At 48.6% G+C, this 15,180-nt stretch carries 11 protein-coding genes; 6 read left to right on the plus strand and 5 right to left on the minus strand.

Annotated elements, in window-relative coordinates; all coding sequences use genetic code 11:
* Positions 1 to 134: 134 nt before the first annotated feature.
* Positions 135 to 1,274, plus strand: coding sequence for an NAD(P)-binding domain-containing protein (locus tag BM412_RS19100; RefSeq protein ID WP_177245924.1), 1,140 nt, complete (start codon positions 135 to 137; stop codon positions 1,272 to 1,274).
* Between the two features lie 35 nt (positions 1,275 to 1,309).
* On the opposite strand, the gene BM412_RS19105 is transcribed toward BM412_RS19100, so the two are convergent.
* The 4 genes from BM412_RS19105 to BM412_RS19120 form a co-directional block, all read right to left on the minus strand.
* On the minus strand, positions 1,310 to 2,593 hold the full coding sequence (locus tag BM412_RS19105) for a glycoside hydrolase family 140 protein (RefSeq protein ID WP_177245925.1): 1,284 nt from the start codon (positions 2,591 to 2,593) through the stop codon (positions 1,310 to 1,312).
* Between the two features lie 37 nt (positions 2,594 to 2,630).
* Positions 2,631 to 3,515, minus strand: coding sequence for a carbohydrate ABC transporter permease (locus tag BM412_RS19110; protein WP_091221849.1), 885 nt, complete (start codon positions 3,513 to 3,515; stop codon positions 2,631 to 2,633).
* A 13-nt stretch (positions 3,516 to 3,528) separates the two neighbouring features.
* Complete coding sequence (locus BM412_RS19115; protein ID WP_091221852.1) at positions 3,529 to 4,476, minus strand: ABC transporter permease; 948 nt, start codon at positions 4,474 to 4,476, stop codon at positions 3,529 to 3,531.
* Between the two features lie 90 nt (positions 4,477 to 4,566).
* On the minus strand, positions 4,567 to 6,177 hold the full coding sequence (locus BM412_RS19120) for an extracellular solute-binding protein (RefSeq protein ID WP_091221855.1): 1,611 nt from the start codon (positions 6,175 to 6,177) through the stop codon (positions 4,567 to 4,569).
* Between the two features lie 420 nt (positions 6,178 to 6,597).
* Between BM412_RS19120 and BM412_RS19125 the strand changes: the two genes are divergently transcribed.
* Together BM412_RS19125 and BM412_RS19130 are read left to right on the plus strand one after the other, a co-directional pair.
* Complete coding sequence (locus tag BM412_RS19125; protein WP_091221858.1) at positions 6,598 to 7,452, plus strand: manganese catalase family protein; 855 nt, start codon at positions 6,598 to 6,600, stop codon at positions 7,450 to 7,452.
* Positions 7,453 to 7,707: 255 nt separating this feature from the next.
* Positions 7,708 to 8,682, plus strand: a complete 975-nt coding sequence (locus BM412_RS19130; RefSeq protein WP_091221862.1) for a stalk domain-containing protein — start codon at positions 7,708 to 7,710, stop codon at positions 8,680 to 8,682.
* Positions 8,683 to 8,748: 66 nt separating this feature from the next.
* On the opposite strand, the gene BM412_RS19135 is transcribed toward BM412_RS19130, so the two are convergent.
* Positions 8,749 to 11,121: an immune inhibitor A domain-containing protein gene (locus tag BM412_RS19135; protein ID WP_091221865.1), complete on the minus strand. Its 2,373-nt coding sequence runs from the start codon at positions 11,119 to 11,121 to the stop codon at positions 8,749 to 8,751.
* Between the two features lie 403 nt (positions 11,122 to 11,524).
* Between BM412_RS19135 and BM412_RS19140 the strand changes: the two genes are divergently transcribed.
* The 3 genes from BM412_RS19140 to BM412_RS19150 are packed head-to-tail and all read left to right on the plus strand — an operon-like array spanning position 11,525 to position 15,155.
* Positions 11,525 to 12,964, plus strand: a complete 1,440-nt coding sequence (locus BM412_RS19140) for a spore germination protein (protein WP_091221867.1) — start codon at positions 11,525 to 11,527, stop codon at positions 12,962 to 12,964.
* Complete coding sequence (locus BM412_RS19145; RefSeq protein ID WP_091221870.1) at positions 12,961 to 14,061, plus strand: GerAB/ArcD/ProY family transporter; 1,101 nt, start codon at positions 12,961 to 12,963, stop codon at positions 14,059 to 14,061. The genes BM412_RS19140 and BM412_RS19145 overlap by 4 nt, the downstream gene beginning before the upstream one ends.
* Positions 14,058 to 15,155 carry a Ger(x)C family spore germination protein gene (locus BM412_RS19150; protein ID WP_091221872.1) on the plus strand — a complete coding sequence of 366 codons (1,098 nt, stop codon included), beginning with the start codon at positions 14,058 to 14,060 and terminating at the stop codon, positions 15,153 to 15,155. Before BM412_RS19145 ends, BM412_RS19150 begins: the two co-directional genes overlap by 4 nt.
* The last annotated feature ends 25 nt before the right edge of the window (positions 15,156 to 15,180 follow it).

The following is a 15,180-nucleotide window of genomic DNA, read 5'->3' on the forward strand; positions in this document are numbered from 1 at the left end:
CTCCGGTTTTCCGGTGGATATACAATTCCTACTATTCCTACTGGCAATAATGAATTTAGCATCAAACCTCTATGCTGTCAACATGCAGCGCGGTTTGCACAACGTATTTTATTAAAATCAAGGAGGGGTTTTCCATGGTCGATCTCGCCATTATCGGAGCTGGCCCTTACGGCATATCGCTGGCTGCGCATGCCAAGGCCGCCGGTCTCTCCTATGCGCTGCTTGGACAGCCTATGCATTTCTGGAAGGAGCAGATGCCGCAGACGATGTTCATCCGCACCAATCCGCTGTATATCAGTCTCTCGGACAGCGAGGACAGATGGACGATTGCGCGATTCTGCGAAGAAACCGGCACGCCGCTTGTTTCGCCGTTTCCGCGCCCGGCCTTCGTCGAATATGCCTTCTGGTTCGCCCATCGGGCCGGCATTGCGTTTACGTCTGACCTGGCAGCCGAAATCACGCGTTCTTCCCATGCTTTTGACATCGTCACCCGAACGGGCTCTCACCTGTCAGCCGCTCGCATCATCGTCGCCACCGGTCTGCAGCATTTCAGCTACGTTCCCAAAGCGCTGCGTTCGCTGCCTCCATCGCTGCTGACGCATACCTTCGGCCAAACCTCGTTCGATCGTTTCCACGGCCGCTCGGTTGCCGTCGTCGGAAGCGGCCAGAGCGCCTGGGAAGCGGCGGCATTGCTTCATTTAGCCGGCTGCGACGCGGAGCTGCTGTTTCGCGGAGAAAAAGTTCGTTTCTCCGGGGAGGACAACGCCGCTTCCGGACTTCGTCTGATCGAATCGGCCGAGCAGTTTTACCGCCAGCCCCACGAAGAGAAGCAGGAGCGCTGGAATACGCCGAGACGCGGAAGCGTCGCCTTATTCCTGAAGCCTTACGTGGAAGGCAAAGTGAAAGCGACGGGTAGCGTGGAAATCGTACGGGCGGATGTACGGGACGACGGCAAAGCGCAGCTTGCGCTCTCTAACGGCGAGACACGCGCAGTAGACCATGTGGTCAGCGCCACCGGTTACCGCATCAATTTGGATAACGTGCCTTTCCTGGCGCCCGAGCTCTCCGGAGACGTCCTTAGGGAACCTGCTCCCTTCCATGGCTTTCCTCTCTTAAGCGAGCACTTTGAAAGCAGCATACCCGGACTCTATTTTGCCGGACCGCTGGCCAGCCACACCCATGGCCCTGCCTTCGGCTTCATCGCCGGCCTTAACCAGACATGCCGTTCCATAATCCCGCATATCGTCGGCATGAGAAACGGCAGCCCCCTATAAGGAGCTGCCGCAACTGCTTCACGTAATCTCTCTACTTATTTCCTGCTGGTCGCTATAATAAGGGCATCGGATTGACTTGGAAGCATACCGATCCGCGTTTTGCCTTCCGCAACCGTAACATCCGGGACATGTACATAGCGATCCTCCAGCGTAATTGCAGTCACTTCATAGGCGGTAAAATCCGCATCCAGTACAATATGGTTACTATAAGGCACATAAATAACGATTCTCTCAAGGGAAGGTAATGCCGCCATACGGATGCTGGAATACGGTGTGAGCAGCAGCTCTTGCTGCGGTTCGATCCCGTGCAATTGATACTGTTCGAATAACCACTTGGCGTATCCGACATCCCATGCGCCTTGCAGACGCAACGCTGTCTGCCTGTCGAACGGGATTTTGGACCAACTCTCGCTTGTAAAATCCGATCCTTCCTTATGCCACGACCAGACCCCATGTGCACCGTAGGTGAAGCCTGCGTTAGCCCCGGAGAGCACGCTGGACCAAAATGCATTGCGCAGATCGAAGGCGCCAAACCTTCCGTACCGGTCACCGTGTCCATGACCCTCATAACAAGGCTCAGAGTTGATAATTGGGCGTACGATTGCCTTGCTTCGGAAACTCTTAGCCAGTTCGTAGGTTCCAAACTGCTCCTCAAGCCTGTGCCCGGATTGATAGATATATAGATCAAGCAATTCGGATTGCATGAACAGCTCCGGAAGCTCGTGGAAATTCCCTACAGGATGCAGTGCTGTAAGCGCCTCTGGCTGCAGCTCCTTCAGCTTCTTCATGGCGATGTAGAAGTAGGCATTCACTTCCTCGTTCTCGAACGCCGTATCGCCGCTTACATAATACATGGGGTGATAGGCCGCAAACCGATTCACGGCATAAGCGGTATACAGTTCCACGGCATCCTTCGGCATCGTATATTCCGGCACTCGCTTATTCGCCCAAGTTCCGGGAACATAGTTGTTCCAAAGCAAAGCCAGTGCCGGTACAAAGCCCAGCTCATAAGCCATCCGCACCATCGCCTCAGCTTTGTCGAAAAAAGCATCGTTAATGCGATAGAAATCCCAATTCCCCTCCTCATTCAGCTCATAAGGATAGAGACCCGTATAGGTATTGCTGGCATCATGAAGCACCGGAAGAATACTGATTTGCAGCGTATTGAAGTTTTGCGATTTCCGATAGCGAAGGTATTCCGCCCATTCCTCGATGCTCGCATTGGAGAACACGCTCCATACCGTATCTGCCAGCATGAAAAAAGGTTTGCCTCCGCGCGTAAGCATTCGTTTATTGTCCGTGATCTGAACTGCCGACATTTCCTGCACCTCCTCTATTAGTTGCATCAATGCGTCTTTACCCCTTTACGCTGCCAAGCCGGATACCGCTGACAAAATACTTCTGCAGGAACGGATAGACCAGAAGTATAGGAATAGCCGCTACGATCATCTGCGCGCCTTTGACGGAACGGTCATTTAGCTTCGCCAGCCGCTCGGCTTCGGTAGCTGTCATCGTCTGGAAATTGAACTCTACGACGATCGTCTGCAGATAACTTTGAAGGGGGTAGTTCTCCGCGCTGCGCATAAAGATTAAACCGTCAAACCAGGCGTTCCAATGGCCGACCAAGCAAAATAGCGTGATGGTTGCAATCGCAGGCATCGAAATCGGCACATAAATTTGCCAGAGCGTACGCCAGTGGCTGGCACCGTCAATATTAGCGGCATCCTCCAGCTCTTCCGGCACCTCGCGGAAAAAATTGAGCATGAGTATAATATTGAAAACCGTAACGGCGCCGGGCAAAATCAGCGCCCAGATCGTATCCATGATGCCAAGCTCCTTAATCAGGATGTAGTTTGGAATGAGTCCGCCGTTAAAGAGCATCGTGAAAAAGAAAATCCATACATAGGTTGAACGCATGCGAAAGGATTCGATTTTTTTGGATAATGGATAAGCAATCAGGATGACAAGGATCACGTTGATGAAGGTGCCGATTGTTGCCCTTTGGATCGTGATGCCGAAAGCTCTCCAGAATGCCTGTCTATCGAGTACATAATGATAAGGCTCCAATGTAAATCGTACCGGCCACAGGTGGACAAGTCCGCCGGCAACCGCAGAATTATCGCTCAAGGACAGCGCGACAATATGAACGAAGGGGATGATGCACAACACAGCTACTAGAGCAAGAAAGGCGTAATTGAAAATGCTGAACAGCTTCTGGCCTTTTGTTTGTCGGTTAAGCACGATCTTCCCTCCTTTAGAAGAGACGGTATTTAAACAAACGGTAAGCGATCAAGTAAGAGGTAGCTATCAACACAAAAGATACGAGCGACTTCAACAATCCGACTGCTGTAGAAGGGCCGTATTGCGCCTGAAGCAAGCCCATCCGATAGACCATCGTGTCGATGATATCCCCTGATTCATAGACCTGCGGGCTGTATAAGTTGAAAATTTGATCGAATCCGGCATCCAGAACGCTTCCCAGACTCAATACCATGAGAAGAATGATGATCATTTGCATACCAGGCAGCGTGACATGCCAGGTTTGCTTCCATCTCCCCGCTCCATCAACTGCTGCCGCTTCATAGAGCGAAGGATCTATGCTCGTAATCGCCGCCAGATAAATAACCGTATTGAAACCGAATGTTTTCCAAACATCGGATGCAACCATCGTAAAGGGGAACCACGAATTTTCGCCCAAAAAATAAATCGGCTCTACGCCGAATAAGCCCAGAAACGAATTCACGATGCCATCCGAAGGCGACAATATATCGATCATAATTCCACCCAATATAATCCAGGACAGAAAATAAGGAAAATAAATGATCGTCTGCGTTGTACGCTTAAACAGCATATTGCGTACCTCGTTAAGCAAGAGTGCGAAAGTGATGGGCACAAGAAGATTCGCGACGATCTTCATAATCGCGATGAATACGGTGTTCCATACTACATTCCAAATGTTCGGCATCGCAAAAACATATTGAATGTTATCCATACCCGTCCACTTTTGCCCACCGAAAAGTCCTTTGAGCGGTATGAAGTTTTGGAATGCAATCGAAACGCCGACCATCGGGATATAAGCAAATATCACAATTAGAATTAGACCCGGAAGAAGCATCAAGTGCAGCGGAAGCTCTCTTTTTTTTCGGTAATTAATCTTTTTGCCGCCGCCGGTTTCAACCGGTTTATCAGTCGCTAATTCCATGGAACACCCTCATTCCATACCTTTTTTTGTAAACAGCCGTGCAAGCGCCACCATTAGAGGTGACACTTGCACGGAATCATTGCAGCTTTATTATTTGGCTACCATCGCGTTTATTTCTTCCGTTACTTGTTCGCCGCCAAGCGAATTCCACTTGGAGACCATGTCATCGAATCCTTTCTCGGCTTCGGTCTTACCTTGAATGATGCTTGTAAGCGTCGTGACGAGCAGCTCATCCATTGAGCTGCCGCGCGCGACTTCCGTTGGAGACGGAGCGCCTAAATAAGCATCCCACATGACTTGGTCCGGATAGGAGCTGTCAACGAAATGAAACGGCGTGTCGCCGGGGCCGAACATCATATTAATGGACCAGTTCCCTTGCTTGATCGCATCGTAGAAACCTTTGCCGGAGCCGGTCAAACTGTCGGTCGTATTATCGGCTACCGCTTTCTTGATATCCTGATGCGCTTTAAGGTCGATCATCGGATCGAGCGAGTATACAGGGGACATCCACCAGATGCCTTGAACGTCGTCTGCAGTGAACCATTTATTATAATCGGGACTTTCGCCAAACAGCTGCTCCACATAGAGGTTCATCATCTTGATCAGGTTCTCGGGATGTTTCGTTCCTTTCTTGATGACCATCCAGCCGTCGGCTGATATTTTCAACGGAATTGTTACGGGCTCTCCGGATTTAGTTGGAAGCGGCACCGTAATCCACTTCGCATTCTTGTCATTGGCAAGCGTCTTCTCTGCCGTGAATGCCATCCAGTGCGGACCGTAGAACATGCCTGTTTTGCCGGCTACGACGGATTCCATCGCTTTTCCGTTGTCCTTCGAACCAAATTCCTTGTCCAGCAAGCCTTCTTTAAACATCTTCTGAAGCAGTGATAAGGGCTCTTTCATTTCCGGCTGCACGATACCGCGCTGCACCTTGCCGTCTTTCTCGATCCAGTTGAGAGGGAACGCGTCATAAGCCCAGAACAGGCCTTGCAGGTTATAGCGGAAATCGCTATCGATTTCAAGTCCGAGCGTATCGGCTTTTCCGTTGCCGTCCGGATCATTCTTTACGAATGCCGTTGCAATATTGTAGACGTCTTCGATTGTTTTCGGGCGTTCGAGACCGAGCTTGTTCAGCCAATCCTCCCGGATCCACAGATGGCTGTAGCCATTCGTCGAAGGCATCTTGATTGGGAAGCCGTAAATTTTGCCATCATGCGTAACCGGCTCGAACACGCGCTTCGTTTCGCTCTCGATGATGCTCTTCAACAAATCGGATGCATACTCATCGTAGATGGAACCGATCTCTTCAACGGCTCCGGCTTCCATCAGCTGCTGCATGTCTGATGCTTGACCGACTTGGAAAATATCAGGAAGATCGCCGGAGGCCATCGCCAGTTTAAGCTTCTGATCGTAGGAAGTACTGTCGGACAGCATTTTGTAATCCACGGAAATGTTTAATTGATCTTTGAACAATCGTGTCCAGCGGTTGTCAGCAAGTTTTTCTCCGGTGTTTTTTTCCAGCTTTGCTACGTTCTCGTCGTTTGGATTCATGTTGCGGCCGAATGTGTACGTGATCGCTTCCTGAGAATCTGCGGTGTCCGATTCATTGGTTGTACCGGTATTGCCTCCGTTGTTCGAAGAACAACCGACAACGAGAACCATTACGAGTGCCAAACTGGCCATCCACAACTTTTTTGCCATTCCCAAGCCCTCCCCTAATTCATCCAAAGCCAATCTGTAAGATTTGACCGGCTCGCATCTGAAGCGCTTACAAGGTGCGTTCGCAAGGCTATACTACCAGATATTTACCATGTATACAATTATAATTTTATCTGTATTTGTATTGTATACAATAGCTCGAAACCCGCTTGTCGACTGATGTTTTCTTCGGTGGAACGGCTTCGAAAAAGCGTGAAACTTGTTGATTTTTCGCCAGATCTACATGCAGTCGCATCATGCAATTTCCGGCCAAAAAAAAAAGCAAGAATCAAGTTTGAAGCTCACTCGATTCTTTGCTTTATTAGCTCCATCCCCAGGAGCCGAGTTGGATATTATTCCACGCAGCTGGAAATTGTATCAGAGTAGTTCCACATTTCCGTTTACGAAGGAGTGAAGCTCAGCATGTACTACTACAAGGAAGAATTAATCAATATAATCGAACCGGACCAACCGGATCCGGCAGCGGCTAAAGTATTGCAAGAAGCGTTAGGCGGCCAATTTGGCGAAATGAGAACCATGATGCAATATTTCTTCCAGAGCTCGAACTTCAGGGGGAAGGATACGCAATTCCGGGACTTGCTTCGCGGTGTTTTCTTAGAAGAGATAGCACATGTCGAACTCGTGCAGAACACCATTAATCAATTGTTGAACGGAGCCGGGCTTTCTGTCCCAGGCAATGCCGGAACGGATGCGGCGCCAATTGACGAGGCGATCAAACATGCGAATCCGCATCATTTTATTATGGGTGCCAAAGCCTCATTGCCTGTTGACGCCGGCGGTAACCCTTGGAACGGATCATGGGTTTACAGTCATGGGAATTTAATTGCCGACTTGCTGAACAACGTTGTCTTGGAATCGACGGGCGTTCTTCAGAAAACAAGGATTTACGAGATGAGCTCGAACAAAACGTTCCGTGAGACGCTCGGATTTCTGATTGTGCGAGACAATGCCCATCAAAATGCGTTCGCGAAAGCATTGGAAACGCTTGGCGTCGAATGGGGTAAAACCTTCCCCGTTCCGAATTACGACATTAACAAATATCCCGAGTGCCGCAAATATGTAGACATGGGCTATCACAATGCCCAGTTTAATTTCAGGCTTGACCCGACGCGGATCGGTGAAATTTTCTCAGGCACTACCCCGAGCCGTAACGGAGGGCAGCTGTCGGTTACTGAGCCTCCTAAAGGCTTCCCGGTGCCTCAGATGCCTGACATGCCGAATGAACATAGCCCCGGCTTGTATGATATGAGCCATTGAGCAACGAAATAGTCCCAATAGTCCATAAAAAAGCCCGGTACAACTTCATTGTACCGGGCTTTTGCTTGCACCGGAATTTTCATTTCCTAAACGTAATTTATCTCTTCTCGGTCATCTGTACGCTCATAACGAATCCAACTCATCTCTTCGATACCCAGAATCTCCTTCCGTATCGGAGAATTCTTCCAAACTTTTTCGTGAGGTTACCCGTCATAGCTACGTGCATATCACAATAAGCTTACGGAGGTCATTATCATGAAGAAAAAAACCGTTATCGCTGCAGGATTAACCGCAACCATGACGTTAGGACTCGCTGCCGGCGTATACGCATCTGGGCAATTGACCCAAGTAAAAGCATTCTTAAATCCGTCCGTAAACATCAGTATTGGCGGGAGCCAAGTCGAATTAAATGAAGAGGACGGCTCGGCATTGACGCCGCTTATTTATAACAACCGAACGTATTTGCCCGTTCGCAGCGTAGCCGGACAATTCGGTTACGACGTGTATTGGGAAGGATCGTCACAGACGGCATATTTCACCCCAAACAGCGAGTTTCTCGAGTACCGTATGGATGAGCAATTGATTTTGGACAAATACGGCTACTCCTTGCAGATTCCAGCATCGTTTGGCGGCAAGCTCCGCCCGACGGTTTGGCCGGCCGAATCGATCGCGGACGGAATGAAGTCCGGAGCCTTGTCGGCGAATGCTCTTAGCGCGATCGACTTGCTTTACTTGCCGCAAGATGCAGCATCCCCTGAAGCACGGGTTATCGCTACCGTAGAGGTTGTTGATCAAGCAAAATGGAATGCGGCTGATGGCCACGATGCAATAGATTCGGTATTGGGAACCAAAGGCGAATATGTATATGTCCTACGTGGCGCAAAAGAGAATCCGTTCGGAGCAGGTACTGCAGATAACGCCGGCTACAAGGAGATCGTCGAACATCTATCGGCAAGAGGATATGATCTGGTCCTCTCTCCTGCCGCGTTGGCCAGTGCGGATATCGTTTCTAAGCTGGTCGGTTCCTGGACCGAATCGCGCAAAGGAACCGTGATGGAATTGACCGCGGACGGCGTCTTCTATCGTGCGGGCCAACCAGTAGGGAACTATTTGATCATGGACTCGTCCCATATCCGTATCGTTGCAGACAAATCCGTTAGTACGGTCGAGTTCATCGTAAACGGCGATACGCTTGAGATGGCCGGTCAAACGTTTACTAGAAATAAATAGACCCAAATGACAAAAAGGGTGCTTATCCTAACCGGATTGGCACCCTTCTTTATTGCTGTTTCTACTTTATTTAAAAATCAAGACTTTGCCGACCGTGCCATCCGCACTTTCGCCCACCACACGGAACTTTAATCCGTATGTCGGAATGTTACGTCCCGCATCGATTAGACCAGGGTTCGAGAAGTCCGCATCGTCATCAAACAATGGGTTGCGAGCCGTAAAATTGTCTTTCATCGTAATGCCTAACAGGTTTTTGTAATCCAAGAACATGGCATTTGTTTTATTCAATCCAAATGCAGCGTCATGGACTTGGTAACGAGAAGAAGCGACCGCTTTATCGCTCCAGTTCATTGCACGCTGATCCGCGTCGACAACGCCTAGGAATCCGTCGCCGGGGTGAGCGCCTGTCCAGTTATTGTCAAAGGTTTCATCCACATACCAAACTACTAGGCCTGGGTCATAACTCATGAGGCTTGCGCCGCGACGGATGTGCCCTAAAGCCGCATCCACCCCGTTATGGGATCTCCATTCTAATAGATAGTAATTTGTAGAGAAGTAAGTCCCTTTATCTTTTGCGAATCCTTGGAACGTAAACGCTGAATTACCTTCCGCGTCATCAGATAGAATCGTTTGGCCGTCAGATGTGAGTTGGATATCGTCCGCGTAGAATCCGCGTTGAGCGACATAGGGGTCTGTCCAATAGTTAAACTTAATGCTCACTTGTTTTCCTGCATATGCGCTTAAATCAAATGCTGCCGGTATCCACCCGCTTGATATACCTGTAATCCCGTGACCAGGATTTTGGTTGTTCGGGTCGCTGTCCTTCGTGATGTTTCCCTGAACGGAAGTCCAGACGTTAGTCCCTTCTTCTTTCACTTGAACAGAGGCATAATCCCAATCTTCTTCAATGTCGTACCAAGCTTGGAACGTTAAAGTCGGATGCGCGGCATTTGTCAGGTTAACCGTTGCTGTCATCGAATGTTCGATATCATTTCCTGAACCACTATAATATTCATAGGTCCCGCTTGTTGGAACATTCACGTGATTTTCTTTATCCGGTAAATTCACGCGTACCGCGTCATGGTTGGTTCCTTTGGTGGAAGCTTCATCCAGTAGAACCGTTGTTCCCGCGCTCGTTACATCGTTTGCATGGATAGTGGTTCCGCTAAGCCAGTTTCCGCCGTGTAATTGCTGCAGCATTTCTTTATCATACGGACTGAATCCAGATGGTTCTGTACCAGGAACGGCTCCTGCCCAGCTTCCTGCTGACATGATGGACCAATAGGCAACCGGTTCACCAGCACCGGTGTATTGCGTGTCATATTCATCCGGCAGGCCCAAATCGTGACCATATTCATGAGCGAAAACGCCTGCAGCCCCGTCTTCCGGTTCAATCGTGTAATCCCAAGCACCTAACAATCCACCAAAACGATTGCTGTTGGATTTTCCGCCCGGAACCGCGACCGGACCCGCAGCAAGTTTCGAGCGGTGTGACCAGATCGCATCCAAGCTTAAGCTTCCGCCGCCCGCTTCTTCGCCTACTCCGGAGTGAATGACCATCAAATGGTCAATGATGCCGTCCGGCTCATTGTAAATGCCGTTTCCGTTGTAATCGTCACGATCCCATACGTCGTAGTCGGCTAAGTTAATGGAAGGATCTTGAGCGGCTTTTTTAAGCGCTTCTTTCACCAGGCCCCTGGCGTTAATATCGTCGCCATCCGGCGTTGGATAGTTCGCTCCGTAGTACGCGGCTGGATAATCGGCTGTGTACCAGCCCGCTACCGTTCCTTCTACGGTATAGCTTCCGCCCGACTGGGCTTCATAATATTGCTTCATGGAAATCATATGTTCACCATTTGGCCCCGTATAGCCATTTGGTCCGAAAATCATCGTTTGGAAATGTTCATGGGTGTACTCTTCATAGAACATATCCGTTTCTTCTTTGGTAATGGAGCTTTTCGGGTAATCCGGGAAATCGATCGCTAATACCAGCACTTTATCCGTACGGATACCGCCGTTATAGACTTCTGCTTCAACGGTGTCGACCGTCGATTTTTTGGCTTGCCCTAATTGATTACCCTTGCCGTTCACCAATCCATTAGCGTTGGAATTTTTCGATTTATCTCTCAGCACTTCCAGAACATCGGAGTCGAACCCTTTTGGTTTTGCTGCTTGATTTTTCGCTTTTAAAAAAGCCGTCAACGCTTGTTCGGCTTCCGCAGGACTTGCATCCTTTCCGATCTTCCCTTGCTTTTTTAGCATCTCGATCAGTCTTTCGTCATTGGCCACCCCTAAATCAGTCGTTGTCCATTCCTGAATTGCTGCATGTGCTGCATCTGCTACCTGTTTATCCGCATGAGTACCGACGTTAAATAAAGTGCTTGCCACAATGGCACTGGCGGAGATACCAGATAGCAATTTCCATTTTGTTTTGGGCAATTCTTTTACCCCCTGGTTATATGAAATAGACTACTAGGTTAGTATACAGTAGACGCTTTGTAGAAAAATGCTGTGTGATGTCGAATATAAATCCCCCCAATTATGCTTCACTGCGCTTGCTCCATTAAAGGAACTCCCTATAAAACGATGTATTTATCTTAGGAAAAACAAAAAAATTCCCCCAACCTAGCCCTCTGAATTTATATCTTCGGGCGGAAGACGAAGGAATTAAATTGTGGTGGATGCGATAGTTGATGCTTGTTCATGTCTCAAGAACTATAGTATTGGGACTATGTTGATCATCTCCGTAAAGCACAGCACGAGCTCGACACATTGATCGTTTTTACATATTACTGGAATCAATGGTTAACCTAAGAAAATCAGTGGTAAGGAGGGACGATCTGTGAAGCCAAATCAAACGATTGATGAGACGGAGCAAACTTTCAAACAGTTCTTCTCCGAACAAAGCGATTTTCAATCGAAACAGCTGTTCATTGCGGGAACGGAGTATAGGCTGTTTTATTTCGACACGTTGGTTGATTCCTCCCTTATTCAAGATTTCATAATGAAGCCGCTGCTTCTCCGCCCCAAGGACCCGGTCCGCGACGTTGTGTCGATTCTCGACTATACGGAATCCGAGAAAACGGAGGACGCGATTAAGGCATTGATGTACGGTAAAGCCGTGCTGCTTCGTGGCGGAGAAAGTACGCTTTACCTGCTCGGAGTGGATTTAAAGAAGGAGCGCTCCATTAATATTCCGATTAATGAGCGGGTTCTACGCGGTGCGAATGAAGCGTTCATTGAAAATTTAGATACGAATATCAACCTGATGCGCAAGCTGATCAATTCGACGGATTTCATCGTAAAAACGTATACGGTCGGAAGGCTTTCGCAGACGAAGATAGCTGTCATGTATATCAAATCGATTGCGGACACAGCGATCATCGAAGAAGTGGAAAGAAGGCTCAGCAGTATTGATATGGATTATGTCGAGGCACCGGGATTTATCGACGAGCTGATCCGGGACAAGAAATTCACCATGTTTCCACAAATGCTGATTACGGAACGCCCTGACCGCGCACGTGCCTATATGATGGAGGGAAAAGCCGTCATTGCAACTGCAGGATCACCGGACACGATCATCCTGCCGGTGTCGTTCTGGTCTTTTTTCCAAAGTCCGGATGACTACCAAATTAGCTGGCTGTTAGGCACAATCTTTCGGCTTTTGCGTATCTGCTGCTTTTTAATTACGATCGGCCTTCCTGCCTTCTATGTATCCGTCAGTTCCTTCGATCAGCAGCTGCTGCCGATTAATTTCGTGAATACGCTGCAGAGCTCTCTGAAATACGTCACGTTTCCGCCGCTAGCCGAAGCGCTGTCGATGATGCTCCTGCTTGAGATTTTAAGAGAAGCGACGATTCGGCTGGCGAGTCCCGTCGGCCAGACGATCGGCGTGGTTGGCGGTATCGTAATCGGAACGGTCGTCGTGCAGTCCAATTTGGTTTCCAATACGGCAGTTATCATCGCCGCATTAACGGGGCTGGCCTCTTTTATCATGCCTTCGTACGAGATGAATAGCGCGGTTCGCTTGCTAAGCTATCCCGCGCTTATTCTTTCCTCGTTGTTCGGCCTGCTTGGGCTCGTCTTATTCTTCATGATCATTTTTATCCATTTATGCCAGATGGATACGATGGGGCTCCCCTATTATAAGCCTCCCTTCTCCTTCGGCGATATGAAGGATACACTATTTCGCGCACCGATTTGGAGCTTGAGTAAGCGGCCGGAAAAAACGGCATCGAAAAATCGAACAAGGATGCGGAATCCTAGGAGTTGGAAACGTTGAAGAAGGAAGCCAGCATTACCGGAAGACAGTTGTTCTCGCTCGTGGTTATGGCGCAGCTCGGAACCGAGGTATTATCCCTGCCCCATGTAGGTTCCGGAGTTTCCGGTCATGACACTTGGCTGTCGGTCCTGCTAAGCGGACTTGCCGCTCAAGTAGGCATCATGCTAATTTGGTGGCTCGGCAGCCGTTATCCGTCACGCAACTTCTTTGCCTATGTCCCGCTTATTGTAGGCAAACCGATTGGCTTTTGCGTCAATTTGGTGTATGGATGCTATTACGCCATTTCCGGGCTTCTGGTGACATTACTCTATACCGACATCCTAAAAAGATGGTTGTTTATTATTACGCCTACTTGGATCATCTTACTGTTGCTTCTTTTTGTATCCGGTTATGCGGCAACGTCGACGCTGAAGAAGCTTGCCTTTTTATCACAATCCTTTATGTTCTTTGCTTACGTCAGTTTTTTGCTAATCGTATTTAGCGCAATCTACGGCATTGACTTGAAAAATTTGCTGCCTGTTCTGCATCGCGGCTGGTATCCGGTGATGAAGGGAGCCTATACCGCCTTTAGCGCTTATGTTGGTTATGATCTGCTCCTATATGCCTATCCGTACGTGCAGACCAAAAGCAAAAAGAAGCTGCTTCTTGCGATGACGATGGCGAATGCCTTTACCTTAATCTTCTATGTTGCGGTCTGCCTGATCTGCTCCATGAGCTTCAGCGTGAAACAGCTCAACCTTATTCCGGAGCCGCTCGTTTTCATATTAAAAAACTATCGGCTTGAAATTCTGCAGAGCATTGATATCTTGTTCCTCATCTTCTATGTATGCGTGATTTCGTCAACGGTTTATGTCTATTTTTTCATGGCCGCTAAAGCCTTCCTGCATCTACGCAGTCAGGGTCTCGGCAAACAGCATGTTTGGGTATGGGCTATAATAAGCCTTTGCTTCATAGGAGGTTTCTTCATGACCAAACGCATGGACATTTTGAGCTTATCCTCGGTGCAAGATCGACTCTCCATCATTTTGATTGTTCTTCTGCCAGTCGTCCTGCTCATGATTTCCGGGCTTCGAGGCACCGGGAGGAGCCAAATATGAAGAAAGTGTTGACTGCGCTGATCTTCTGCCTGCTGCTGACAGGATGCTGGGATCAGGATAAGCTAAAGAACATGCTTTTTGTCGATGTGATCGGGCTCGATTACGCAGATAACAGCAAGCAGCTTAAGGCAAGCTTTGTTACTTCCTCGCTTGAGAATGCCAATACGGGGGGAGGCAAACCGAACAGCCTATATCTAGAGGCGAAAGGTGAGGACCTCTATGACGCCGTGAGATATGTAAATAAGCAAAACCCCGGCATTCTTTCCGTTCAGCAGACGAGACTGTATCTAATAAGCTCCAGATTCGCCAAAGATCAACCGCTGGACTACCTGAATATTGCCGGACAATTTCTAAATAATCCTACTTACGCCCATCTAGCATTGTATGACGGCGATATTTCGAAATTGCTGGAGAAGAAGAAAGTGAATGATCAAACCGTAGCCGATTTTCTGGTTGGCTTAATCGACGATGAGAATAAGAGAGGAACGTTCCCCAGAAACAAATTACTCAAATATATGTTCGAGGGAAGTGCGTTCATAAACGACTTTACGCTCACCCGATACGAGCCTTATGAGAACGGGGCTCGTCTTGCAGGTACCTCGTTGTTTCGGGATGGAAGGTATACCGGATTTAACTTGAATGCGGAGGATACCCTGCTAGCTTATCTCATGGATGGCGCAATAGGCAGAAGTCAACTCCTTGTCGGTAAAATCGGCGGAGAGAGTTATTCGATTCTGGTTAAGAATGCTAATTGCGATTACCATATTATCCATCATGATGGCCGCATTCGCGAAATTGAAATCTCGTTAAAATTGGATGTTAAATTAATTAAAAACGGACTTAAATTGAAGAAACACACGAACAAAATGCTCTCAGAGATGGAAAAGAAAATCGGAGATGACATCACGCCGAAGGCATCTAAAGTGATTGCCGCCTTGCAGTTGGCCAACTGCGACTCCCTCCAGCTCGGACATCGGGTTGCTGCCTATCATCCGATGCTGTATGAAGGAATGAACTGGCGGGAGGAATATCCGAAGATTAAGATAAAGCCAATCGTAAAGATTAAGATCCTCAATACCGGGATTTTGGATTAACGGTGGCCATGAACCATTTCAGCAG

The organism is Paenibacillus sp. BC26, assembly GCF_900116125.1.
Lineage (GTDB): Bacteria > Bacillota > Bacilli > Paenibacillales > Paenibacillaceae > Paenibacillus_Z > Paenibacillus_Z lignilyticus.

Excerpts from the sequence above, each read along its gene's own strand:
- BM412_RS19100 (WP_177245924.1), top strand. The coding sequence starts at position 135 with ATGGTCGATCTCGCCATTATCGGAGCTGGCCCTTACGGCATATCGCTG.
- BM412_RS19105 (WP_177245925.1), bottom strand. The coding sequence starts at position 2,593 with ATGTCGGCAGTTCAGATCACGGACAATAAACGAATGCTTACGCGCGGA.
- BM412_RS19115 (WP_091221852.1), bottom strand. The coding sequence starts at position 4,476 with ATGGAATTAGCGACTGATAAACCGGTTGAAACCGGCGGCGGCAAAAAG.
- BM412_RS19120 (WP_091221855.1), bottom strand. The coding sequence starts at position 6,177 with ATGGCAAAAAAGTTGTGGATGGCCAGTTTGGCACTCGTAATGGTTCTC.
- BM412_RS19125 (WP_091221858.1), top strand. The coding sequence starts at position 6,598 with ATGTACTACTACAAGGAAGAATTAATCAATATAATCGAACCGGACCAA.
- BM412_RS19130 (WP_091221862.1), top strand. The coding sequence starts at position 7,708 with ATGAAGAAAAAAACCGTTATCGCTGCAGGATTAACCGCAACCATGACG.
- BM412_RS19150 (WP_091221872.1), top strand. The coding sequence starts at position 14,058 with ATGAAGAAAGTGTTGACTGCGCTGATCTTCTGCCTGCTGCTGACAGGA.